Origin of the sequence: Aerococcus viridans (assembly GCF_002871935.1) — a bacterium.
GTDB lineage: Bacteria > Bacillota > Bacilli > Lactobacillales > Aerococcaceae > Aerococcus > Aerococcus viridans_B.
Genome location: NZ_PNHQ01000006.1, coordinates 13,586 through 37,194 on the forward strand (window position 1 = coordinate 13,586; position 23,609 = coordinate 37,194).

The 23,609-nt window shown below is 35.9% G+C and carries 22 protein-coding genes; 11 read left to right on the forward strand and 11 right to left on the reverse strand.

The window, feature by feature from the left end; genetic code table 11:
* Positions 1–8: 8 nt before the first annotated feature.
* Together comGB and comGA are read right to left on the reverse strand one after the other, a co-directional pair.
* The gene (comGB, locus tag CJ191_RS03380; protein ID WP_070468905.1) at positions 9–1,088 is read right to left on the reverse strand and encodes a competence type IV pilus assembly protein ComGB; all 1,080 of its coding nucleotides are present in this window, start codon (positions 1,086–1,088) and stop codon (positions 9–11) included.
* Positions 1,027–2,055 carry a competence type IV pilus ATPase ComGA gene (comGA, locus tag CJ191_RS03385; protein ID WP_070468903.1) on the reverse strand — a complete coding sequence of 343 codons (1,029 nt, stop codon included), beginning with the start codon at positions 2,053–2,055 and terminating at the stop codon, positions 1,027–1,029. Before comGA ends, comGB begins: the two co-directional genes overlap by 62 nt.
* A 215-nt stretch (positions 2,056–2,270) precedes the next feature.
* Between comGA and CJ191_RS03390 the strand changes: the two genes are divergently transcribed.
* From CJ191_RS03390 to CJ191_RS03430, 9 genes are read left to right on the forward strand one after another with little or no spacing between them, the layout of a single operon-like run.
* Entirely contained in the window at positions 2,271–2,600 is a 330-nt protein-coding gene (locus CJ191_RS03390; protein ID WP_102198985.1) for a hypothetical protein, read from the forward strand.
* Positions 2,587–3,630 carry a V0D/AC39 family V-type ATPase subunit gene (locus CJ191_RS03395; protein ID WP_070468899.1) on the forward strand — a complete coding sequence of 348 codons (1,044 nt, stop codon included), beginning with the start codon at positions 2,587–2,589 and terminating at the stop codon, positions 3,628–3,630. Before CJ191_RS03390 ends, CJ191_RS03395 begins: the two co-directional genes overlap by 14 nt.
* Complete coding sequence (locus CJ191_RS03400) at positions 3,627–5,570, forward strand: V-type ATP synthase subunit I (RefSeq protein WP_070468896.1); 1,944 nt, start codon at positions 3,627–3,629, stop codon at positions 5,568–5,570. The genes CJ191_RS03395 and CJ191_RS03400 overlap by 4 nt, the downstream gene beginning before the upstream one ends.
* Before the next feature lie 14 nt (positions 5,571–5,584).
* Positions 5,585–6,040, forward strand: a complete 456-nt coding sequence (locus CJ191_RS03405; RefSeq protein WP_070468894.1) for an ATP synthase subunit C — start codon at positions 5,585–5,587, stop codon at positions 6,038–6,040.
* Positions 6,040–6,345 carry a V-type ATP synthase subunit F gene (locus CJ191_RS03410; protein ID WP_070468892.1) on the forward strand — a complete coding sequence of 102 codons (306 nt, stop codon included), beginning with the start codon at positions 6,040–6,042 and terminating at the stop codon, positions 6,343–6,345. Before CJ191_RS03405 ends, CJ191_RS03410 begins: the two co-directional genes overlap by 1 nt.
* Before the next feature lie 17 nt (positions 6,346–6,362).
* Positions 6,363–6,950 (forward strand): V-type ATP synthase subunit E, encoded by a 588-nt coding sequence (locus CJ191_RS03415; RefSeq protein WP_102198986.1) that lies wholly within the window; start codon positions 6,363–6,365, stop codon positions 6,948–6,950.
* Between the two features lies 1 nt (position 6,951).
* Positions 6,952–8,718, forward strand: a complete 1,767-nt coding sequence (locus tag CJ191_RS03420; protein WP_070468888.1) for a V-type ATP synthase subunit A — start codon at positions 6,952–6,954, stop codon at positions 8,716–8,718.
* Between the two features lie 12 nt (positions 8,719–8,730).
* The gene (locus CJ191_RS03425) at positions 8,731–10,152 is read left to right on the forward strand and encodes a V-type ATP synthase subunit B (RefSeq protein WP_070468886.1); all 1,422 of its coding nucleotides are present in this window, start codon (positions 8,731–8,733) and stop codon (positions 10,150–10,152) included.
* 14 nt (positions 10,153–10,166) lie between these two features.
* Positions 10,167–10,787, forward strand: a complete 621-nt coding sequence (locus CJ191_RS03430; protein ID WP_070468883.1) for a V-type ATP synthase subunit D — start codon at positions 10,167–10,169, stop codon at positions 10,785–10,787.
* Between the two features lie 123 nt (positions 10,788–10,910).
* Here the strand turns inward: CJ191_RS03430 and CJ191_RS03435 are convergent, their stop codons facing one another.
* The gene (locus tag CJ191_RS03435; RefSeq protein ID WP_070468881.1) at positions 10,911–11,642 is read right to left on the reverse strand and encodes a YebC/PmpR family DNA-binding transcriptional regulator; all 732 of its coding nucleotides are present in this window, start codon (positions 11,640–11,642) and stop codon (positions 10,911–10,913) included.
* Between the two features lie 72 nt (positions 11,643–11,714).
* On the reverse strand, positions 11,715–12,629 hold the full coding sequence (locus CJ191_RS03440) for a diacylglycerol/lipid kinase family protein (protein ID WP_070468879.1): 915 nt from the start codon (positions 12,627–12,629) through the stop codon (positions 11,715–11,717).
* Between the two features lie 217 nt (positions 12,630–12,846).
* On the opposite strand from CJ191_RS03440, the gene CJ191_RS03445 reads away from it, so the two are divergent.
* The gene (locus CJ191_RS03445; RefSeq protein WP_070468877.1) at positions 12,847–15,381 is read left to right on the forward strand and encodes a transglycosylase domain-containing protein; all 2,535 of its coding nucleotides are present in this window, start codon (positions 12,847–12,849) and stop codon (positions 15,379–15,381) included.
* 357 nt (positions 15,382–15,738) lie between these two features.
* Positions 15,739–16,566: an aminotransferase class IV gene (locus CJ191_RS03450; RefSeq protein ID WP_102198987.1), complete on the forward strand. Its 828-nt coding sequence runs from the start codon at positions 15,739–15,741 to the stop codon at positions 16,564–16,566.
* Between the two features lie 206 nt (positions 16,567–16,772).
* On the opposite strand, the gene CJ191_RS03455 is transcribed toward CJ191_RS03450, so the two are convergent.
* The 7 genes from CJ191_RS03455 to CJ191_RS03485 form a co-directional block, all read right to left on the reverse strand.
* Positions 16,773–17,603: an aldo/keto reductase gene (locus CJ191_RS03455; RefSeq protein WP_070468873.1), complete on the reverse strand. Its 831-nt coding sequence runs from the start codon at positions 17,601–17,603 to the stop codon at positions 16,773–16,775.
* A 123-nt stretch (positions 17,604–17,726) separates the two neighbouring features.
* Positions 17,727–19,085, reverse strand: a complete 1,359-nt coding sequence (locus CJ191_RS03460; protein WP_070468871.1) for a PFL family protein — start codon at positions 19,083–19,085, stop codon at positions 17,727–17,729.
* A gap of 21 nt (positions 19,086–19,106) precedes the next feature.
* Positions 19,107–19,370 (reverse strand): ACT domain-containing protein, encoded by a 264-nt coding sequence (locus CJ191_RS03465; protein WP_070468869.1) that lies wholly within the window; start codon positions 19,368–19,370, stop codon positions 19,107–19,109.
* Positions 19,371–19,613: 243 nt separating this feature from the next.
* Complete coding sequence (locus CJ191_RS03470; RefSeq protein WP_070468868.1) at positions 19,614–20,969, reverse strand: CapA family protein; 1,356 nt, start codon at positions 20,967–20,969, stop codon at positions 19,614–19,616.
* 230 nt (positions 20,970–21,199) lie between these two features.
* Positions 21,200–22,201 carry a catabolite control protein A gene (ccpA, locus tag CJ191_RS03475; RefSeq protein ID WP_102198988.1) on the reverse strand — a complete coding sequence of 334 codons (1,002 nt, stop codon included), beginning with the start codon at positions 22,199–22,201 and terminating at the stop codon, positions 21,200–21,202.
* 271 nt (positions 22,202–22,472) lie between these two features.
* Entirely contained in the window at positions 22,473–22,976 is a 504-nt protein-coding gene (locus tag CJ191_RS03480) for a YtxH domain-containing protein (protein ID WP_070468864.1), read from the reverse strand.
* 35 nt (positions 22,977–23,011) lie between these two features.
* Positions 23,012–23,557: a DUF948 domain-containing protein gene (locus tag CJ191_RS03485; RefSeq protein ID WP_102198989.1), complete on the reverse strand. Its 546-nt coding sequence runs from the start codon at positions 23,555–23,557 to the stop codon at positions 23,012–23,014.
* Positions 23,558–23,609 lie beyond the last annotated feature (52 nt).

A 23,609-nucleotide genomic window follows, 5' to 3' on the forward strand; every position in this document is an offset into this window, starting at 1 on the left:
AATTCTCCTTATAGTGTTCCTAACATTGTCAGCATAGGTAACATTAAAATTAAATAAACCATCACCACACAAATGGCGACACTAAGAAATAGAAAGGTCTGAATCATTTTGATTCGTTTATCAATCGTTTCATATAAGAGCCTTAGCGTCCTTTCACTATACAGCCTTGTCTTAATTGCTAATTGATTCAACAACTCACCTTGGATAACTATCGCTGGAAATTCATGGGTAAACACATTTACTGCTCTTAAACTATCTGCAAATGATACACCTTGGTAATATTTTTTATCTAAATATTCACCAAATGCCTGTAAAAAAGCCACCTCATTTTGATTCATTAAAGATTCAGTAATTTGTCTTACTGAATAGCCTATCTTAAAGAGTTGGCTAAATTCGTAAGCAAAAAATTGTGTGTAGTAAATTCTACAAATTTTGCCTACAACTGGTAATTTCACATATAGCTTTGCTCTATCTAATGGGTTAGTCCGCTTCTTCCAAAAATAATAAAGCGTAAGGATAGTGAATATTGCTATAGTGAACCCTATGACGATTAAAGGCAGCTCTTGCAAGAAAATTAATAACCCTGTCAATAAACTGTTACTTTCACCCACTAACATCGTCTCTAGTTGAGGCAAAAGGAATATACGTAGACCAAATAACATCCCAATCATCAAAGCAATTAACACTAACGGATAAATCAATACACCTTTTAGTTTTTTCATCTGTAGGTCACGCTCTTGAATGTACTTTGCAATTACTTCTAGCCCTAACCCAAATTGACCATATGCTTCTGCAACCTGGATTTGATAAGCTACATTTCCATGGATTTTCATGATATGAACAACTTGGTAGAAATATTGACCAGCTGAAAATCCTGTGCTCATTTTCCTAAATGATATTGCTTGTTTAGGATAAATGATCATTAAAAAGTCAAAAATTTCTAACATTGGAAAACCTTCTTGGAGCATTTCAGCAATATATAAGAGAACATTTGCCTGTAATTGAGGGTTCCAAGTCGATGTGATTTCAGTATTCGCTAACTGTTTCCAATCGATACTCTTCCATAGTGTTTTTCGTAATATAGCCATTGGTATAGGCCTCCTTTAACAATAAATTGAGCGATTGAAAATTATTTGGATAAATATGATTTAAAATAAAATTACTCAATTCCTCACTATGAAGTAGCTCAAATAAAGCGATCTTTTCTGTCAAATTACTTACGGAATTAGATGTTTTAGGTAGCAGCCGTTGGGCAACAACCAAAAGGAGTGTTTGTACTAATTGTTCATTAGTAATGCCCAATTCCTTTAATCTACCAATCACACCAAAAGTATTCTTTGCATGAACAGTGGCTAATACTAGATGACCAGTTAATGACGCTCTTATGACCATTCTAGCTGTTTCCTCGCTACGAATTTCACCAATTAGAATAATATCAGGATGGTGACGCAAACTAGCGGTTAACAGTCGATCATAGGTGATATCCGCCTTTTCATTAACTTCCGTCTGCAGAAAAGTTGGTTCTTTAATTTCTATTGGCTCTTCTATCGTTATGATTTGACTAGCCCTTGATTGATAAGCATTTCTAAGTAACTGATAGATGGTTGTGGTTTTTCCTGAAGATACTGGTCCAGAGAAAATAATTAACCCACTCTTACGCTTCATGTATTTATTCATAATGTCATAAGCTTCTTGATTTAAATGATTAGATTCAAATTCATAGGTTAACTTATCATGGAAAACACGAATAACTAAAGATTCGTGCATAAGATAATTAGATATTGAGGATAGACGTAATTCAATTTTTTCATCTACCAAGTCATAAACCATTGCCCCATCTTGTGGCATTCGTTTTTCACCCACATCCATATTCGCCATATATTTCAATAACCGAATCAACTGACTACCTTTTTCAAAGTCAAAGGTATTCTGCAAAATTAATTGGTGTCCGTCTCTAAGAAAAACGTGGTATTCCTCTCCTTCTGGCAGTATATGAATATCATCAGACCTTTTTAATAATGCCATACTAATAATTTCATCAATAATTTCTTTCAACCTACCACCTCCAAGTATTTTAAGATCATATAATTTATACGAAAAATATTTGCAAATGCACTAATAAAATGAAAATAATATGCAAAAAAAAGCGCATCTCATTTTTTTGCCCACTTTTGCATGATAAGCTACCGTTTTAATTTTGAATTTTTTTTGAAATGATATACTTTAAGTTAGGCCATAAAAATGGCACAAAAAAAAGGGAGGGAACTGCAATGGATGACATCGTAAATCGTTTATATCAAATTGAAAATACGGCTAAAGATGCGGAGAATACGGTTCAAAATCAGAAAATGAAAATTAAAAAATCTTTTGATGATAAAAAACGCGTTTTTTTACAAGCATCTAATGAGGCTTATGCAAAAAAAATCGAAACAACCAAAGAATCGTTTAGTTCTGAAGACTATGAAACTTCTCATAATCTTTCTGCCGAATTTTCCCGTAAAATGCAACGCATTCAAGAAATTCTTGACAATGAACGCGGTCTTTATGTAGACAAGTTCATGGAAAAAGTAACAAAGCTTGGAGTCGATGAAATTGGATAACTATACTGCTATAGATACAAAAATTCATGGTATGCGGAAGCATTTACTGACTAGTGAAAAAATAGAAGCCCAAGGGGATGTTCGTACATTAAATGAATTGTACACATTGATCACTGAAAATCCTTCTTACAAAAAAGCAGCAGAAGTATTAAACACTGATGTCTCTTCGCGTGAAGATATTGAGTTGATGCTTAATTACGGCAATTTCTTTGAGTTTTTAAAGATATATCGATTTGCCTCATTACAACAACGCGCTTTCCTTAAACGATATGCAATGTTTTTTGAAGCTTGGTTTATCAAACATACCCTAAGATCGGTAGTTAATCGTGGTGAAACAACAGTCATCATGAGTCCTGTTACTCACTATCTTGATGATAATCGTAAGTTCAAAACTACAGAACTCATCATGGCAACCGATGTGAAGACCGTTGTAGATGCACTTGCTGACACCATTTATGGACCTTTTTTCCAAAATTATAGCAATTTATTTAGTCAAAATGACTATCAACGCTATGAATTTGAAATCGCCTTTGACCAATTCGTTATCCAACAAATTTGGCATGGCGGCAAAAAATATCTAACAGGAGAATCGCTAAACGGTTTTAAGAAATTGTTTGGTGCTCGTTTTGATATTTTAAATATCTTTACAATTTATCGTTTGAAATTCCTCTATCAATTAAGTAATAACGAAGTGACTTCTGCTCTAGTGGATGCTCATTATCGCTTAAACGATGAGTATATTGATCGATTGCTAGAGGCACCTGATATTCGTAATTTCGAAATCACAGTTGCTGAGCTAGGCTATGGTGATATTTTTGAACATTTATCAACTGATGAATCCCTTCAAAAATATGAAATAGCGTTTTTAAGTTCTTTACAACGGCATCTAGCAACAAGAGCGCCGAAATCTATGTATGCAATTATTCATTATTTAGAAGATAGCCGTCGCTCATTACTAATGTTAGAAGAATTAACTGAACGAATTTCATATAAAAATATTTCACCCATAGAAAGGAGTTTAAATCAATGATAACCGAAATGCGCTTAGTCAATATTACAGGTCCTCGTGACGATATTGACCGGATGGCGGATCGTTATTTGACCCACTATCCTATCCATTTAGAAAATGCATTGAAGGAGTTGTCAGAGATTCGAACACTTCGTCCCTATACAAGTCCAAACCCTTACGAACCTTGGGAAGAACGAATTGATAACTTATTAGATTACACAAACGTCGAACATGGTAAAAACATCCACATAGACAAACCAATGTCTTTTACGGAAGCACAATCTTTAGTGAACGAGGTAGAAGCCAGCCTACAAAAAGAACGCGAAGCAATTGCGAAGGTTCAAGCCGAACATGATGAAGCAAACGAAAAATTATTAATGTTTAGACCTTTCCAATCGATTGATTTCACCCTTGATAAAATTTACGAAATGAATCATATTAAATTCCGTTTTGGTCGCTTCACTCGTGAAAACTACCGTAAATTTAAAAAATATGTCGAAACAATGGTACCTGCTATCTTCGTTGAAAGTGAAGAAACTGAAAAATATGTTTACGGTGTATACTTCACACCAGATGAAGCACGACAACGTGTGGATGCCCTTCTTTTCTCATTAGCTTGGGAACGAATTTACTTACCTGAAGAAAGTGGTAGTTTCCGTGAAATTACACACAAATATCAGAATCTAGTAGAAGAAACTGAGAGCCAATTAATTCAATTAAAACGAAAAATGCGTGCTTTGGTTACACCAGTTGCCCCAGACTTATTAGCGGCTAAGAGTCGATTAATGGACTTATCACAGGCTTTTGGTGTTCGAAAATTTGCAGCGATTACGCGTGAAGAATTTGCACAGAAAGAAACACGTTACTTATTAATTGGTTGGATGGCACAATCTGACGCACAAAAATTCAGCGATGAAGTAAAGAATGATCCAAACGTAACGATGTATATAGAAGATGAAGATGATAATAGTCATTTAAATCCTCCAACCAAAATGAAGAATAATTTCTTAATCCGTCCATTTGAGTTATTGACCAAGATGTATGGTGTTCCAAACTATCGCGAACTTGACCCAACGGCGATTGTAGGTATTTCTTACTCCCTTCTCTTTGGTGCCATGTTTGGAGATGTGGGACAAGGTTTAATGCTATTTTTAGTGGGACTAATCGGATTCTTTAACAAGAAATTACGTCCAATCGGTATGCTAGCGCCAATTGGTTTGAGCTCAACCATCTTTGGTTTTCTATACGGGTCTATTTTTGGATTTGAAGATGTGATTCCTGCTTTGTGGTTACATCCAATGACTCATATGACTGATATTCCGTTCTTTGGAAGCTTAAATACAGTATTTATCGTAGCTGTTGCCTTTGGTATGTTTATGATTTTAGCAACAATGATGATGAATATCGTACAACGATTTAATGCTGGAGAAAAATGGGAAGCTATTCTTGATAAGAATGGTATTGCCGGTTTTCTTTTCTACTTTGTTTTAGTAGCCATGCTGATACTATATATGTCTGGACATACAATTCCAGCAATTGGTATTTTAATCGCTATCCTAGCATTAACCTTAATTACAATTGCCTTTAAAGAAGAAATTATTCATAAATTAGAAAATCACAAAGAAGCTAATGGCGATAATATCGTAATTAAAGCTTTAACTATCTTCTTTGAAACTTTTGAAACCCTACTAACTTACTTCTCAAATTCAATTTCATTCGTTCGTGTGGGTGCTTTTGCGATTTCCCATGGCGCTATGATGAGTGTGGTATTGATGTTTGCTGGCGCTGAGAATAGCGGTAATATCAACTGGTTAGTAGTCATTTTAGGTAATTTATTTGTAACTGGTTTTGAAGGGTTAGTTGTGGCTATTCAAGTTTTACGTCTTGAATTTTATGAAATTTTCAGTCACTTCTATCGTGGCGATGGTATTGAATTTAAAAATATTTGGATTAAAGATTAAAGGAGAAAATAAAAATGACAACAGAATTATTAATTAAACTAACTATGATTGCTACTTTCGTTTTAGGGTTCGTTTTACCGTTTGGTTATTTCTATACAGGCAAAAAGACAAAAAAACGCTACAAGAAATCATTAACAACTAATATCGTATTCGTTGTTGCTGGAATCTTAATTGCCATCGTATTAGCTTATAACCCTGAAGTTGCACTGGCATCCACTGGTGCTGCTGCAGAAACAGCTGGTGAAGCTGCTGGCTTAGCAACTGGTCTTGGCTACATTGCCGCTGCTTTATCTACCGGTTTATCTTGTGTCGGTGGTGGTATTGCCGTTGCTTCTGCTGCATCAGCTGCTCTAGGTGCTATTTCAGAAGATGGTTCAATCTTCGGTCGTTCATTAATCTTCGTTGGTCTTGCTGAAGGGGTTGCCCTTTATGGTTTGATCATCTCATTCATGATTTTAGGTCAACTATAATGAAAGCTTACGTAATCTGTGATAATTTAGACACTTTGACTGGATTGCGGTTAGTAGGCATTGAAGGTGAAATTGTAAAGCCTGCGGAATTTGAACCTGCCTTTAAAAAAGCAATAGCAAATAAAGACATTGGCATTCTTTATATTTCACCTTCCCTAATTGAAAGCAATCAAGACCTTGTTAATGATGTTCGCTTTAACCAAGCGACACCACTTATCACTTCAGTCTTAGGTGCAAATGAATATCAAAATGCGACCAATACCATTGCAGAAACGATTCAACATGCAATTGGTATTCAATTATAGAATGGGAGTTTTAAGCAATGGATTTAGAAGATAAATTTGCTTATTTTGAAACGCAAGTAAACCAACAAGCACAAAGTATTATTGATGAACAAGTTAATCAATACCAAGCAACTTTGCAAAAAGACTATGATGAGTTTGTAAAAAATACCAATCAAGAGTTTGATGCAAAGTTTGTAAATGCAAAAAAAGATATGCGAAAAGAGTTAAATAAGAATATTTCTCAAAGTCATATTCACTTACAACATGACTTGTACTTACAAGAAGAAAAGTTAAAAAAATCTTTATTCGCTGAATTTAACGAAGCGGTTCAAAAATATATGCAAACAGATGAATATCGCAATCAATTAGTTGTGATGATTAATAACTTAAAAAAATATGCTGATAAGAGTCGTGAAGAATTGGTTGTTTATATCAATCACTCTGACCAAGCTTTGCAAGCTTCTCTTTTAGATGAAACAAATGCAAATGTTAAAATTTCAGACCGTGAGTTTTTAGGCGGCGTTCGTGGAGTGCTAAAAGACCGTCAAGTTTTAGTTGATTATTCTTTCTCTACCCTGTTAGCGAATGCTGAAAATGAATTTACAATCAAGGAGGTTGATGACTAGAATGGCAAGCGAAAATATTATTTATTCAGTTTCGGGTCCAATCGTTAAAATTGCTGGTCCAACCGACTTATCTATGCAAGAAATGGTACATGTTGGTGAGGATAAATTAGTTGGTGAAGTGATTTCAATCAATGAAAAAGAAACCACGATCCAAGTGTATGAAGAAACCGCTGGTATCCGTCCTGGAGAACACGTTTACGGTACAACAATGCCTATTAAAGTACAATTAGGCCCTGGCTTAATCAATAATATTTATGATGGTATTGAGCGCCCATTAGTTGAGATTGAAAAACAATCTGGCTATATGATTAAACGTGGTGTACAAGTAGACTCATTAGACAAATCTACTTTATGGCATGTGAAACCTGTTGTGAAAGTCGGTGATCAAGTTTCTGGTGGTGCTATTGTCGCAGAAATTCCTGAATCTAATGCGGTTACGCACAAGGTATTAGTACCACCAACAATCGTTGGTGAAGTAGTAGATGTTGTAGTTGAGGGTGACTATACTATAGAAGATATCTTGGTTAAAGTGCGTCGTTTTAATGGTGATATCGATGAAATCAAGGCTTACCAAGAATGGCCAATTCGCCAAGCACGTCCTGTTGCTTCGCGTTTTGAATCCACAACACCACTAATTACTGGACAACGGATTATTGATTCTGTCTTCCCTATTGCAAAAGGCGGTACGGCTGCTATTCCAGGTGGTTTCGGTACTGGTAAAACTACTATGCAACATCAGATTGCGAAATATGCAGATGCGGATGTAATTGTTTATATCGGTTGTGGAGAACGCGGTAATGAAATGACAGAAGTACTTGAAGACTTCTCAAAATTGATTGACCCACGTTCAAATGCACCACTAATGGAACGTACAGTTCTTATCGCCAATACCTCTAATATGCCGGTGGCAGCTCGTGAAGCCTCAATTTATACTGGGTTGACTATCGCTGAATACTACCGTGATATGGGTTATGACGTAGCAATTATGGCCGATTCAACTTCCCGTTGGGCGGAAGCTTTACGTGAATTATCTGGCCGACTTGAAGAAATGCCTGCTGAAGAAGGTTTCCCTGCTTACCTGGCTAGTCGTATAGCAACTTTCTATGAACGGGCTGGTTACATGCGTAACTTAAACCAATCTGAGGGTTCAGTATCGATCATCGGTGCTGTTTCACCTCAAGGAGGAGACTTCTCTGAACCAGTTACACAAAACACTAAACGCTTTGTTCGTTGTTTCTGGGGATTAGATTCAGAACTTGCGCATAAACGCCATTATCCTGCTATTAACTGGATGAACTCCTATAGTCAATATGTGGACGATTTAGGTGCTTGGTATAATGCGAACGTTTCTGAAAAATTCTTAGCTAACCGGGCTGAAATGATGGCTCTTTTACATGAAGAAGATCAATTAATGGAAGTTGTAAAATTAATTGGTTCTGATGTCTTACCTGACCACCAAAAATTAGTCTTACAAACTGCTCGTGTCTTCCGTGAAGGTTTCTTACAACAAAATACCTTCCATAAAGTTGACTCAGCGGTACCAATGGCTAAACAAGAAAAGATGATGGCAGTAATTCTTTACTTACATCACCGCGCGAAGTCATTGATTCAATGGGGAATGCCTATGTCATATCTGAATAAATCAAATATTTTCACTGATGTCATCAATATGAAGTATACGACCTCAAATGATAACTTAGCTGATTTCGATCACTACTTTGAGGATATTGATACATTCTATGAAAATGCTATGCAAGAGAATGGTTAAGGGGGAATAATAATGGCAATAGAATATCTAGGACTAAATTCCATTAATGGCCCTCTAGTAGTTGTAGACGGTGTTAGAGGCGCTGCATATAACGATATCGTACGCTTTCGCGTAAACGGTAATGAAGAAAAATTAGGTCAAATTATTACAATGGAAGGTGAAAAAGCCATCATTCAAGTATTTGATTCTACTACTTCTATGTCTCTAGACAATACACACACTCAATTTACTGGTCACGGTTTAGAAATCGAACTTGCGCCTGAAATTCAAGGTCGTGTGTTTGATGGTATCGGTCGACCAATTGATAATTTAGGCCCAATACATTCTGACATTAAACGTGATGTGAATGGTGCACCACTGAACCCTGTATCTCGTGTATACCCACGTGATTATATTGAAACTGGGTTCTCAGCAATCGATGGATTAATGACGTTAATTCGTGGTCAGAAATTACCTATTTTCTCTGGTGATGGTATGAGTCATAATCAGGTAGCTGCTCAAATTGTTAAACAGGCGAAATTGGGCGAAAATTCTGATGAAGAATTTGCTGTTGTATTTGCTGCGATGGGTGTAAAACATGATATTGCGGATTATTTCCGTCGTTCATTCGAAGAGTCTGGTGCAATGGACCATGTAACGATGTTTGTAAACTCAGCTGATGATCCTGTTATGGAGCGATTAATCACCCCTCGTGTTGCGCTAACAACCGCTGAATACTTAGCTTATGATTTAGGTAAACATGTGTTGGTTATTCTAACCGATATGACTTCATTTGCTGAAGCCTTACGTGAAGTATCCTCTGCTAAACAAGAGATCCCTTCTCGTAAAGGTTACCCAGGTTATCTTTATTCTGAGTTAGCAACAATTTATGAACGGGCTGGTATTGTTAAAGGTAAACCGGGCTCTGTAACTCAAATTCCAATTCTAACCATGCCTAATGATGATATTACTCACCCTATCCCTGACCTTACAGGATATATAACTGAAGGCCAAATAGTACTTGACCGTGTAATTGAGGGTAAAAACGTTTATCCACCAGTTGGAATTTTACCATCACTTTCTCGTTTGATGAAAGACGGTATTGGTGAAGGTTATACTCGTGAAGACCATTCTGACGTTGCTAACCAATTATTCGCTTCTTATTCTGGTGCTAATGAAGCTAAGTCTTTAGCTTCTGTTATCGGTGAGGAAGAATTATCAGATGTTGATAAACTTTACCTAAAATTTGGTGAATTATTTGAACAACATTTTGTTGGTCAAGGTCAAGATGAAACTAGAACAATTCAAGAAACATTAGATTTAGGTTGGAAATTATTGGGTATTTTCCCACGTGAAGAATTGACTCGTATGGATACTGAAATCCTTGATAAATACTACAAAGATACTGCTGATGAGGTATTAAACCAACAGACAACTGAAAAGCCCCTAGTTTAAGGTGGTGAAAATTAATGGATATTAACAACACCCCTACCAAGGGGAACCTAATGCAAATTCAAAAGACATTAGATCTTTCACGTAGCGGTTACCTATTGATGGACCGCAAACGAATTATCTTAATGAATGAGTTAATTGAATTGCTGAATAAGGCTTCTGGTTTACAGGATGACTTAAAAAAAGCTTATGAATTGGCATATCATAAATTGTCAATTGCTGCATATGAAAATGGTATTTTAAGTGTAAATGATGCATCAACTAACGTAGATGTTGAAGACGATATCCAATTAAAAGTACGTAGTGTCATGGGTTCAGAGGTACCAGAAATTAACTATCAACCTCGACCTATGAAACCCGCTTACTCATTCTATGACAATACTGTTGCGATTGATGAAGCTAGAATTGCTTTTCATAGAGTAAAAGAATTACTGATTCAAATCGCCGAAGTTGAGAATGCGGCATATCGTTTAGCAAATAATATGCAAAAAACGCAAAAACGGGTAAATGCCCTTCAAAATGTTACTATTCCACAATTGGAAGATGCACAAAAATCAATTTCTTCAGCTCTTGAAGAAAAAGAACGTGAAGAATTTACACGTCTAAAAGTAGTTAAACGTATCATAAATAGTAAATAACAAAAGCGACCTATGTAGATAAGCTACCAGCTTATTCACATAGGTCGTCTTTTTGTATGCAAAAAGGCATTGGCAAGAAGCTCCTAAGAATATCTCACCAATACCTTTAATCATATCTTTCAGTTATTCACTGAGCTCTGTATTATAGTGTACATTTTGTACATCGTCATCGTCTTCTAATAGATCGATTAGGTTTTCAAGTTGACTTGCTTTATCTTCAGGTAAATCTAACATTGTTTTAGCTACCATTGTCAGTTCGGCTTGTGCTAATTTAAATCCTTGTTCTTCTAAAGCATCACGAACAGATGTAAAGTCAGAGGCTTCTGTATAAATCTCAAATACCTCATCTGAAGTGGTCATATCTTCTCCACCAGCTTCAATCACATTCATAAGCATTTCGTCTTCATCAAGGTCTAATCCTTCACGTTCAATGACGATATAACCTTGACGGTCAAACATATAAGCTACTGAACCAGATTCACCTAATGAACCACCGTTTTTATTAAAAATAGTACGAACACTTGTTAGTGTACGGTTTGTATTATCAGTTAGCGTTTCTACTAAGATAGCAATACCGCCTGGTCCATAACCTTCGTAAGTTACTTCGTCGTAGTCTTCACCTGCATTATTGCTAGATCCCTTTTCAATTGCACGATTGACATTGTCATTAGGCATGTTTGCAGCTTTTGCTTTATCCATAACCAAACGTAAAGATGGATTTGATTCTGGATCTGGTCCACCTGCTTTTGTTGCTACATAGATTTCACGAGAAAGTTTTTGAAAGACTTTCGCACGCTTAGCATCAGTTGCACCTTTTTTATTTTTAATCTTGCTCCATTTATTATGTCCTGCCAAGATATATACCTTCTTTCACGTAGTATTCCACTAAATTATTATAGCAAAGTATTGACATCATAGCAATAAAGCCTATTCCGTCGCTTCACTCGGTACCATAACTTCAATATGTGATGGTAAGATTTCAATTTCAACTGGCAAAATCGGTCCAGTTTCTCCATCAATATTCACCTTCACATCCATTGCGTTCTCATTCATTACACTAATTACCACTTTTTTGACGTGATATGTGAGCATATTATTTGCTTCCGATATGTAACCACCATTCAGCTCTTTTAACAATCCTGGTATTTCCATTAATAAATTTTCATCTTTCAAAGCCATAATATGTAACAGGCCATCATCTGGCGAAGCTTTGGCAACCATGTTCTCAAAAGATCCCACACTATTAGTTAAAGCGATGACAAGAACTTTTGTAGAAATTTCAACTTCTTTATCATCATCTAAGATCAGTTTATAAGTATATGGACTGTTCTTTAAGACTGCTCGCATTGAATCGCGCACATAAGCGAAAAAACCAAACTTTGATTTCTCTTCACTTGATGTTTCCATAACTGCTGATGGAATAGCACCAATTGCTGCTACATTACAAAAGTATTGATTATTAATTCTTGCAATATCAATTTTTCTTGTTTTAAAATTTGTTAAATCTTTAGCTGCTTTCCTCGGATTTAAGCTGATACCCAAAGCTCGTCCTAAGTCATTAGCTGTTCCAAGAGGTATAAATCCGAATTTAATACGCGTATCTAGCTCAGCTATACCAGAAATTCCCTCATTAACAGTACCATCTCCACCAACTACAACAACAGCTTCATAGTTTTTTTCACTTGCTTCACGAGACCAGTATTTGGTGTCGCTTTCACCTTGAGTAAATCTTGTTTCAATTTCGTCAAAAGATGCGGTCAAAGCCATTTCTAAATCAGCTTGGATTCTTTCACCTGTTCCTTTACCTGATGCTGGATTAATAATCAACATTGCTTTAGACATGTGCTTTACCTCCATTTTATTTAAGTTAACTTTATTTTACTAAAACGAAGAAAATTAAGCTATCTTTAAGATTTTATAATTTTTAAGTTTAATTATGGTGGCTCATTCACTTTACAATGACTAATTCTAATAGCATGTATACAATTGTTTTGATATAATTAACAGGAAATTAACCTATTTTTTACAATAAAAAACGTTATAGAAAAGTGTGTGTATAGTGAAAAAAAACAATGAAGAAAAGAAGAAAACCGGGAACGAACTTTCTAGACTTGAAAAAGTCATGTTCTATGTAAGTATTGCTTTCAAATCTTTAACAAAGATCTTCCTAATCTTATTACTCATCCTCTTTCTTGCAGGAGCATTTGGATTCGGATTGGGCGCAGGTTATTTCATTGGTTTAGTAGAAGATATGCCAATTCCTACTGAAGAAGAACTGGCCAATGCGGTTGAAAATGCTGGCGAAATCTCCACCATGACCTATAGTGATGATACGGAGATTTCAAGTATTCGTGCTGATTTGGTTCGTGAAAACACTGAACTTGAAAATGTGAGTCCCTTTATCATTAATGGTTTAGTGGCTACTGAAGATGAGAACTTCTTCGAGCATGATGGTATTGTGCCTTCAGCAATCATTCGTGCTGGGGTCTCAACTTTCCTTGGTGTGGGAGAGTCTTCTGGTGGTTCAACTATAACTCAGCAATTAATCAAGCAAAAGTTATTAACGAATGAAGTTTCTTTTGAACGTAAAGCAAAAGAAATGCTATTATCTATGCGTTTAGAAAACCACTATTCAAAAGAACAAATTCTACAGGGCTACCTAAATGAGTCTCCGTATGGTCGGAATAATAAAGGCGAAAATATAGCTGGTGTTGAAACTGCTGCTCAAGGTATATTTGGCGTTTCAGCTAGTGATGTAACACTTGCTCAAGCAGCCTTCCTAGTCGGTATCCCACAAAATCCATATACCTACACACCCTTCTTACAATCTGGTGAGCTGAAGGAGAGTGAATATTTAGAGGATGGTATTACTCGTTCACATGAAGTCTTGCAGCGTATGCGATTAACCAACTATATTACAGAAGAAGCATACCAAGAGGCTATGAACTATGATATTACGCAAGACTTCTTAAGTGCTGGTACGAGTGAAGAAGTGCCAGACGAACGGAATTCTTATATATACCAAGCTGTTGAGTTAGAAACGATCGACATTTTAATGGAACAAAAAGTCGCTGCTGATGGTTTAACGATGTCGGATGTTAATGCCAATGATCAGTTATATAACCAATATTATGCTGAAGCTGAAAGCCAAATGCGTAATGGTGGTTTAACAATTAAAGCAACCGTTGATCCTGATATTTATGAAACAATGAATTCAACTGTACAAGAGTTTTCGGCTTCTTTTGGTACAACTTATTACGGAGAATCAACAGACTCAGAAACTGGAGAAACGATTGAAGTAGAAGAACCCGTTCAAAATGGAACAGTTTTATTAGATAATGATACAGGTCAAGTGCTTGGTTTTGTTGGCGGAATTGACTTTGATACTAGTCAGGTAGACCATGCTTTTAGGTCACGGCGTTCACCAGGTTCATCATTTAAACCGATCTTAACTTACGGACCAGCTCTACAAGAGCAGATTGCAGGTGCCAATACCATGCTTGCAGATACCTATACACGAATTGTAGAGCCAAATGGTACTGTGTATGAACCTACAAACTTTGGAACTACCATTTCAAATGATTTTGTGACTGCCCGTTATGCCCTATCAAATTCGATGAATAACCCAACATTAGCCTTGTATAATGAATTATTAAATCAAGGTGTAGATATTCAATCCTATGCTTATAAGATGGGATTGAGCGACGCTATTACACCTGATGAATTCAATCACATTGCATTATCACTAGGGGGTACTACATATGGACCTACTGTCTTGGAAAATGCTGCTGCCTTTGCAACATTTGCTAACGGTGGTGTATATGTTGAGCCTTATCTAATTGAAACAATAACTGATGCTAATGGCAACGTGGTGTATCAGCATCAAACTACAAAAGAGCGAGTATTCGATGAAGACGTCGCTTACATTATCGCCGACATCTTAAAGGATGCAACAAGTGCAGGTGCTATGGCCTCTTATAAAGCGCAAATGGACAGTGATTTAGACTGGTTCTTAAAGACTGGTACTTCAGAACAATTTAGAGATTTATGGGCCAATGGTTCAACACCTAATGTCACCCTTACCTCTTGGATTGGTTATGATAACATCACCCAAACACGCGATTTATATAGCCAAGCAGAAAATGCAGTTTACGGAACACCTGCTCAACGTTCATTACAATACTGGACAACTTTAGGAAACCGATTAAATTATTACTATCCAAAAACGATGGGATCTGGCGAAGTCCTTGAGGAACCGGAAGGCATTCATGAAGAAACTGTTGTTACTGAAACAGGTACAAAATCTGGAAACTTTGAAGGACCATACGATACCAACTACTCTATTCCTTCTTCAGCTTCTACGAATACTGAGTTGTTCACAGCTGCGATGGATCCAAAAGAGCCAAGCTTTACATTTGGAATCGGCGGTTCAATGGATGACTATATGAATAAATTAGAACCTTACCGTTCTAAGACAAATGCTTCAGTGAATACTAAAGTACAAGAAGTATTAGAATCCTTTAAACTACGTAGTGCAGAAAATGAACAACGTCGTCAAGAACTTGAAGAAGATAACATTCAACAAGATGGTTAAGTAAATAAATAAGGTGACACTGGAAAATAACTCAATCACCTAACAAAGACACCCTTCAACGCCTTCTAAATTAGAAAGCGTTGAAGGGTTTTATTTTTTAAAATATAGCAGATCACATACCTAATCATTACGAAAAGATAGATGAAGTAAATAAACCCCATCCACCCTATATTTTTGAAGTCTTTTTTATTATTTTTTCGGCATTAAAAGCTTCTTATATCAAGTATTTTGTATCTATATACTCTAAAAAAATACTACTGTCTTCATTTAGAAAAAGTGATAAACTTATGTAGAATAGAACATTGTTGCTCTCCTAAATAAATGATCTAGCTTTATAAAATAAAAAGGATGAAAAATATGGAATATGTTGAACAAAATTTGTACTATCATAATGATAAAGAACAATCTACAGACAACTTACATCCCTTTGAACAATTAACAGAAAAAAATGTGTATGAAGTGATTCGTGTTAAAGAAGGCATACCCCTGTTTTTAGAAGATCATTTGCTAAGATTCAGAACATCTGCTTTATACGTCGGTAATCCCTTAACGGATTCAGATAATACCTTAATCAGTCGTTTATATCAACTTATAAATAAGAATAGCGCCTTTGATCAGAACATCAAATTGATATGGAATAAAGACATAGGTTTACTGGCTTTCTTTACTAAAAGTTTTTATCCGCCTAGGAGCTATTATCAGTCTGGCATTAAAACAACATTATTGAATTTGGAAAGAGAAGATCCGAATATCAAGCTCCAACGTGAAGAGTATCAAAAAACTGTACTAGCAAAACGAGAAAAAACAGGTGCTTATGAAGTGCTATTAGTTGATCAAGAAGATAATCTTACAGAAGGCAGTCGTTCAAATTTATTTATTGTTAAAGGAGATAAACTCTATACTTCTCCAGCTAAAAATGTTCTTTTAGGAATTGTTCGTTCTAAAGTTGTAGATATTTGTCGGCAGCAGCAAATTGATATTATTGAACAAAAGATACCTGTGTCTGAATTAAATACCATTGATGGTGCTTTTATTTCAGGAACAGGTAATGATATATTGCCTATAGCTTCTATCAATAACATCGCACTAGAATCAATAAAAAATCCAATCATTTTGACTATTATGCGCGAATACTATCGCTTAGTTAATCAGTACATTGTCTCTAAAAAGGGGTTTAAAAGATGAGTTAAAAACTATCCATTCTCCCAACAAAGAAAACCTTCAACTCCTTGTAAATTAGAAAGAGTTGAAGGTTTCTTAAGCGTTTAAAAAACGTAGTGAGTCGAAAATAAAAACTGCATTAAGAAATCATATATATAATGATTCATCTCGATTTTTATTTTAGCGTTAATTGCTTTCTATCTCCATTTTCCATGAAATATGACATTAGATTATTCAATCATAAATGCATCTAAAGTTGCCATATCAGCTTCAGCAATCTCAAAATCTAATTTAGCATTGGCAAGAATATATTCTTCATGAACAGATTTCGGTAGGATGATGTGACCTTTTTGCAGTGGATAGCGGTAACATAATTGTGGTACAGATACATTGTACTTATCTGCAATAGCTTTAATGTCTTCATTACCTAACAAGCGACCTGTACCTAAAGATGAATAAGCTTCAACGATAATATCATTCGCTTCACAGTATGATACAATATCTTCTTGAGTGTAACCAATATGGTATTTAATTTGGTTTACAACTGGTTTAATCTTTGTATTTTCAATTAAATGTTGTAAGTCATCTGCGTTAAAGTTAGAAACACCGATTGCACGAACCAATCCTTTGTCATACAGCTCTTCTAAAGCACGCCAGACTTGAATATTCTCTTCATAGAAATTTGGACGATTTTCATCTGTTCTAGAGAAAAATCGCCAAGGCGTCGGACAATGTACTAATAATAAATCAATATAATCAGTATCTAAATCTTTTAATTCTTGATAGAAATTGTCCATAGCTGCTTCATAAGTTTTCGACTCACCACGTACTTTAGTCGTAATGAAGATATCTTCACGACTCACATTTGAAGATTTAATGCCTTCACCAATTCCCTTAGAATTTTCGTACGCATGTGCACCATCAATATGTTTATAGCCATTTTCTAAGGCAAAGCGGACTGAGCTTACCGCTTCTGCCGTTGGCGTTTGCCAAGTACCTAAGGCAATTTTTGGAATCTCTACACCGTTATTTAAGGTGAATGTTTGGTTTAATAAATTCATGGCAATACTCCTTAGTATTTATTCAGTTTACACTGTATATTACATTATAGTTGGAATATTTCAGACCACCAAATAAAAGCCCTTACCTTGTGATAAGGTAACGGCTTTGACTTAAAAATCAGCTTAATTTTTAAGTGATTGGATTGGAGCCGGAATACGGCCACCTCGGTGAATAAAAGTACTTGGAGAGGTTCTATTCACTTGCATGACAGATCCTTCACCGAATAATCCACCAAAGTTTAATACTTCATCATCTTGACGACCAATTGCTGGAATTACACGGACGGCTGTCGTTTTAGAGTTGATCATTCCAATTGCTGCTTCATCCGCAATAATAGCTGAAATAATTTCTGGCGTAGTATCTCCTGGAATAACAATCATATCTAAACCGACTGAACAAACAGCTGTCATTGACATTAAAGTTTCAATATTCAAAGTACCATCAGCTGCCGCTGCAATCATACCTGCATCTTCTGTAACCGGTATGAAGGCACCTGACAGACCTCCAACGTTAGAAGATGCCATGATGCCACCTTTTTTAACTGCATCATTAAGCATCGCTAAAGTTGCTACTGATCCATGAGCACCTACTTGATCTAAACCTATTTCTTCTAGAATATGAGCAACAGAATCACCAACAGCCGGTGTAGGGGCTAGAGATAAGTCAACAATACCAAAAGGTACACCCAGCATCTTAGAAGCTTCAGTCCCAACTAATTGCCCCATACGTGTAACCTTGAAAGCTGTCTGTTTGATCGTATCTGCAACTGTTTCAAGTGAAGCATCCTTTGAAAGTTCTGCTAAAGCATTTCTAACAACACCTGGTCCAGAAACACCAACATTGATGACAACATCTGGTTCTCCTTGTCCGTGGAAGGCACCTGCCATAAATGGATTATCTTCGACTGCATTACAGAAGACCACAATTTTAGAAGCTCCCATGCTTTCATTTTCTTGGGTTAATTCGGCAGCTTGACGAACAACTTCCCCCATGATCTTTACAGCATCCATGTTAATACCAGCTCGAGTTGAACCAATATTTACGGACGAACACACATGTTCAGTTTCTGCCATTGCCTGTGGAATAGATTCAATTAGCTCACGGTCTCCTGCAGAAAAACCTTTATGTACTAAAGCAGTATACCCACCAATATAGTTAACGCCTACTGCATTTGCTGCTTTATCTAAGATGTGGGCATACTTTAACGGGTCACCACCTGAAGCGGCTAACAATTGAGAAATAGGTGTTACAGCAATTCGTTTATTTACAATCGGAATACCATATTTTTCTTCAATTTCTTCCCCTGTTTTCACTAAATCTTTAGCAACAGTTGTAATTTTATCATAAATTTTTTGACATGAACGGTCGATATCCGCATCCGCACAATCAATTAAAGAAATCCCCATTGTAATTGTACGAATATCTAAATTATTGTCTTTAATCATTGAAACTGTTTCAATGATATTATTCATTTCTAGCATTTTTCCTTCTCCTTAACTGAACTAAATCTCATGCATCGCATTAAAAATATCTTCATGCATTACATAAACTTCCATTTCAGTTAATGCATCTTTGATTTCCTTTTTAAAATTTTCAAATTCAACGCTTAGATTGTCAATATTAACAATCATCACCATCGTAAAAAGGTCTTGCATAATTGATTGATCTACATCAACAATGTTCGCATTCAATTCCGCACACTTGCTAGCTGCTGTTGCTAAAATACCGACCTTATCCTTACCAATTACTGTGATTACAGCTTGCATACTTCATCATCCTCCAATTTATTTATCACCTTATCTAATACAAGTCCCACTGATAACATAAATAAGGTTGTTGTTTTATCCAATTCAAAGTACATATGCCTCTTAACCAAATGAAACAAAATCTCATCCTATTATAATCTATGCTAATTGAAAACAAAATCAAAATCTCATCTTCTCTGGAAAAAGCACCCAATTTGTTTGATAATCAATACAAAAACAATTCATTATTGCATTTTAGAAAATCTATTCAGCGTTAACACCTTTTGTCCAGGCAGTCTCTAAATAGTCTTGATATGAGAAATCCTCTGTATAAGTGATCATCCGGTTATGAATTGTATCAACCAAAGACGCTTGCGCAGTCTCCTGTCCTTTATAATCTGCTAAAGGGAAACTTTCATAAGCTGTTTCATTGGCTGTACCTGAAAAGTATGTTGGCATAAATTTCCCTTCACTCACTTGCACTTCACCATTCTCGTCACGGACAAAAGTGATTTCATGAATACCACCTAACTTGTTATCATCTGCAACCTGCCCTGTCATGAAAGAAGCTTGCGAATAAATAACATAGGTCTCTTTATCATTAAGCCAGTTAACTGGTTGAATATCGTGTGGATGTCCACCAATGACCAGTTTTACACCTGCATCTGCTAATGCTTGTGTCACAGCAATTTGTTCATCGTCAGGTAAAGTTCCATACTCAGTTCCCATATGCAAAGATACGATCACCGCATCTACTTTATCGCGTAAATCAGCTACATCTTCTAACATCGTTGGTAATTCGGCATAATTCACTACCCAAGGTTCATCTTCAGGTGGCATCATACCGTTAGTGCCGTATGTATAGGATAGAAAACCCAACTTAATACCATTTTTCTCAACAATTCTAACTGTTTCCTTATCTTCTTCACTAGCGAATGCACCGTAATACATCAACCCAGCTTCATCCAAGTAATCCATTGTCATATACGCCCCATCCGCAAATTGGTCTAGTGTATGGTTAGTTGCCATTGAAACCGCGTCAATTCCCGCCCGTTTCAAACTACCAAGGATAGATGAAGGCATATTAAAATTTGGATAGGAAGATATTGGTAAATCAGGATATGCTGCTGGGATTTCTAAGTTGGCTACAGTATAGTCTGCATAAGATGTAAAAGCAGCAATTCTAGCAATCATTGGATCAAAATTATATTCAGATACACCTAAGTCAACAGTTCCACCTTCGCCTCCATAAGCAATTAAATTATCCGAAGTTAATGCAGCAATCTCTTGGAGTTTAGCTGATTGCTTAGAAAAAATATCTGCAGAGGTGTCCGCAGTTGCTGTTACCTCTGAATGGATTAATACATCCCCAACAGACCGTAACACAAAAGTGCCATCCTCACCTTTCCACTGCTCTTCAACTTCTTTAGCAGGGAGATGAGATAAAAAGATTGGAACTTGTATAGCTGGCTTATCATCACTCACTTGTTCTTCATCATGTATCTGAAAATTCCTTGATGAAATGGCCCCTTGATAAGCTAAACCTATACTTGATAAACATACAATGCCTATGGCTATAATCAATAATAAAATACGATTACCTTGTTTCATTTTCTTCATCTTGCACCCCTCCTAGTGACTATACCCATCATAATGGAAGTATTTTTAAACAACAAGAAGAAAAATACCCACACCCACTAGAAGTTACGCGTAATCAAGACATTCTATAAACGTATAATTTACAAATCAAAAAATAAAGCTTATATTTGCTATACCCCTAAATAATGTAACATAATGCTATGTTAATTAAAAATCCCCCAAAACTTTCGCTTTGGGGGATTTTTATTTCATTACGCATTCTTAGTAGAGTCACGTAAAATAAACTTATGCGGTAAGGTAACATGATTTTCAATTTCATCTTCTTTATTCATTAATTTGGTTAAAATACGCATTGAAACCGCACCAATATCATACAATGGTGGTTCAATTGAAGTTAAAGATGGTCTTACAATTTCAGTTAGCGCCGTATTATTTGATGTTACAACAGCAAATTCTTCTGGCACTTTCACACCATTGTCTACCATATGATTTGTTACTTTAACAGCTAACTCATCACCAACTACTACAATGCCATCAGCTTTTGATTCACGAATTTGTTGAGCGATATCTTCACCATTTTTGAAGCGAGAATCAGCCACCTCAAATAATAACGATTCATCTACTTCTTTCCCAGCTTCTTCCAAAGCTTTCAAATAACCTTGATAGCGGTCTAAGTTATTGTGGAAGTATGGTTTTGCAGCCAAGAAACCAATGTTTTGATAGCCTTGTTCGAATAAGCCTGATACAGCTTCATAGAATGCTTGAGTGTAGTCAATATTTACTGATGGTATCTCATAGCGATCATCATTTAAGCCTGCTAATACAAATGGTGTATTTGTACGATTGATTTCTTCACGTACAGTATCAGATAATTGGTGTCCCATATAAATAACACCATCTACTTGTTTTGCTAGAATGTTTGATAATACTTGAGATTCTTTTTTGTTATCAGCATTATCTAGGATGATATTATACTTGTACATTGACGCAATATCATCAATTCCTAATGCTAACGAACTAAAGAAATTATTTGTGATATCTGGTAATAATACCCCAACTGTAGTGGTTTTTTTACTTGCTAAGCCACGTGCAACTGCATTTGGACGGTAGTCTAGTCGTTTAATTACATCTAATACTTTCGCCCGCGTTGAAGGTTTCACGTTGGTATTGCCATTGACTACACGAGAAACTGTCGCCATAGACACTTGCGCTTCTCTGGCAACATCATAGATTGTAACAGTTTGTTTTTCCATCTTCATCGCTCCTTTTTATTCATTTGTTTTCATACTTACATTGGCAAATATAGCATTAATACAATACATTTGCAAACGTTTTCTTCGTTATGATATTTGCTTTCATTCGCATTTTCATATTCTATCAGTATTTAAAGCGTTTAACAAGCTATTTTCATAAAAAAGTACAATTTTTGCATGATTTTTAAGAAATATACTAAAAATTGCCTACAAGGATTTCAAAATCTTGAAATCCCTGTAGGCAATACTATATAACTATTTAATTTTGTACTTATTTCTCTTTAACTTCTTCTACTTGCTCTTTTACTTTTTTAGCATCCTCTTTAAGTGGTTGTTTCTTAGAAGCTGCTTTATCAGTAGTATCTTTCACTTCTTCAGCACCTTCTTTAACTTCAGATCTAGCATCTTCCGTTGCTTTAGCTGTTGTTTCTTTCGCATCTGCATAAGCACTAGCAACTTCATCTCGTGCTTCTTGATATTGCTTAGTCGCTTCAGTTGCTGTTTCATTTAATTGCGACTTTAATGCTTCTGCTGATTCTGATAAGTTAACACGGATATCTTGAGCAGCATCACTTGCAGTTTGATACATAATATTACCTTTTTCAGTAACAATATCTGCATAATCTAAAGCTGTGTCACGAAGAACATTTGCTTGTTGATTTAAATCATCGCGGAATTCACGCCCTGATTTTGGTGCAAATAATAAAGCTGCTACCGCACCTGCTGTTCCCCCGATAATTGCACCTAATAAGAATGACCCTGTATTTTTAGACATATATATTTCCTTCTTTCTTTAAATAATATTATTGATTAATATGGTTTAGATTGTGAATTTTCTTGCGCCTTACGTACTTGGCGTTTTTGGTATAAAGCCTTAGCTGATTGCCCAACCTTTTGAATACCAGTGACAGTAGGTTGACCAGGCTTAACGATTTGATCAGTAGTTACTGAACTAGCCGTTTCGTTATCAGAACCACCCACTGTTTTTTCTTTAATATCATCTACTTTGGTTTGTGCAGTATTGGTGATATTCAGTACTAGGTTTCTTGTAGAGTCATTCACGTCTGAAACAGTTACACCAATATCCCCAATTGCTTTAAATAACGGATCAACCTGCGCCACCTTTCCGTTTACATCATCTAATAAAACATTAGATTTATTGAGTAATCCTTGCACCTCAATTGATAATGCATCCACATCCTTGGTGACTACCTTTACTGTTTCATTCGCTTCATTAACAATACCCGTTACTTCTTTCATGGTCTTTGTTAGCTCACGTAAGAATAGAATAATGTAAATCACTAATGCCGCAAATGCTATTGCTGCAATTAAGCCCGCAATTTGGCCTCCGATCATGTAAAAATCACTCCTTCTCCATCTCTCATACCATTAAATATAAGATATTTAA

Excerpts from the sequence above, each read along its gene's own strand:
- CJ191_RS03415 (WP_102198986.1), top strand. The coding sequence starts at position 6,363 with ATGGATTTAGAAGATAAATTTGCTTATTTTGAAACGCAAGTAAACCAA.
- CJ191_RS03470 (WP_070468868.1), bottom strand. The coding sequence starts at position 20,969 with ATGAAGAAAATGAAACAAGGTAATCGTATTTTATTATTGATTATAGCC.
- comGB (WP_070468905.1), bottom strand. The coding sequence starts at position 1,088 with ATGGCTATATTACGAAAAACACTATGGAAGAGTATCGATTGGAAACAG.
- CJ191_RS03410 (WP_070468892.1), top strand. The coding sequence starts at position 6,040 with ATGAAAGCTTACGTAATCTGTGATAATTTAGACACTTTGACTGGATTG.
- CJ191_RS03440 (WP_070468879.1), bottom strand. The coding sequence starts at position 12,629 with ATGTCTAAAGCAATGTTGATTATTAATCCAGCATCAGGTAAAGGAACA.
- CJ191_RS03480 (WP_070468864.1), bottom strand. The coding sequence starts at position 22,976 with ATGTCTAAAAATACAGGGTCATTCTTATTAGGTGCAATTATCGGGGGA.
- ccpA (WP_102198988.1), bottom strand. The coding sequence starts at position 22,201 with ATGGAAAAACAAACTGTTACAATCTATGATGTTGCCAGAGAAGCGCAA.
- CJ191_RS03400 (WP_070468896.1), top strand. The coding sequence starts at position 3,627 with ATGATAACCGAAATGCGCTTAGTCAATATTACAGGTCCTCGTGACGAT.
- CJ191_RS03405 (WP_070468894.1), top strand. The coding sequence starts at position 5,585 with ATGACAACAGAATTATTAATTAAACTAACTATGATTGCTACTTTCGTT.
- CJ191_RS03430 (WP_070468883.1), top strand. The coding sequence starts at position 10,167 with ATGGATATTAACAACACCCCTACCAAGGGGAACCTAATGCAAATTCAA.
- CJ191_RS03455 (WP_070468873.1), bottom strand. The coding sequence starts at position 17,603 with ATGAATTTATTAAACCAAACATTCACCTTAAATAACGGTGTAGAGATT.
- CJ191_RS03390 (WP_102198985.1), top strand. The coding sequence starts at position 2,271 with ATGGATGACATCGTAAATCGTTTATATCAAATTGAAAATACGGCTAAA.
- CJ191_RS03395 (WP_070468899.1), top strand. The coding sequence starts at position 2,587 with ATGAAATTGGATAACTATACTGCTATAGATACAAAAATTCATGGTATG.
- CJ191_RS03425 (WP_070468886.1), top strand. The coding sequence starts at position 8,731 with ATGGCAATAGAATATCTAGGACTAAATTCCATTAATGGCCCTCTAGTA.
- CJ191_RS03450 (WP_102198987.1), top strand. The coding sequence starts at position 15,739 with ATGGAATATGTTGAACAAAATTTGTACTATCATAATGATAAAGAACAA.
- CJ191_RS03465 (WP_070468869.1), bottom strand. The coding sequence starts at position 19,370 with ATGCAAGCTGTAATCACAGTAATTGGTAAGGATAAGGTCGGTATTTTA.
- CJ191_RS03485 (WP_102198989.1), bottom strand. The coding sequence starts at position 23,557 with ATGATCGGAGGCCAAATTGCGGGCTTAATTGCAGCAATAGCATTTGCG.
- CJ191_RS03460 (WP_070468871.1), bottom strand. The coding sequence starts at position 19,085 with ATGCTAGAAATGAATAATATCATTGAAACAGTTTCAATGATTAAAGAC.
- CJ191_RS03420 (WP_070468888.1), top strand. The coding sequence starts at position 6,952 with ATGGCAAGCGAAAATATTATTTATTCAGTTTCGGGTCCAATCGTTAAA.